The sequence below is a fragment of the Pauljensenia sp. UMB3104 genome (genome assembly GCF_030217285.1).
In the GTDB taxonomy this organism is placed as follows: Bacteria; Actinomycetota; Actinomycetes; order Actinomycetales; family Actinomycetaceae; genus Pauljensenia.
This window is the reverse complement of record NZ_JASONN010000113.1, coordinates 1-352: the sequence shown is the minus strand read 5'-3', so window position 1 is coordinate 352 and position 352 is coordinate 1. Positions and strand designations below refer to the sequence as shown.

The following is a 352-nucleotide window of genomic DNA, read 5'->3' as shown; positions in this document are numbered from 1 at the left end:
TGTGACTTCTGCCCGCCGACCGTCAGGGTGTACTGCAGCCTGCTCACGCGCAAATCGCCGTTGATGCGCTCTATCGACTTGCTCCTCAGCTCGTCGTCCGAGAAGCTCACCGTGTAGGCGTGCTTGCGGTTGATGCGCGCCCACAGCTCCTTGAACTCGCGCTTGGCGAAGTTGTCGGTCATCGTGTTCTCGGTGATCTTCTCCTGGGCGCGCCCAATCATGCCGTCGAGTGCGTGCGCGTCGTAGACGCTTCTCACCAGCGCCTCGACCGCCTTGGCGTGGGCGGTGTCGGCGAGGCCCTCGGGCAGCTTCACGACGAAGTACTCCACGAAGGTGCCGCCCTCGACAGCCT

General features: G+C 63.9%; 1 protein-coding gene. It reads right to left on the bottom strand.

The genetic code is table 11. From position 1 onward, the window contains the following. Nucleotides 1-352, bottom strand: a 352-nt coding sequence (locus QP415_RS10990) for a hypothetical protein (RefSeq protein WP_285100088.1), incomplete at both ends; no start/stop codon positions are given.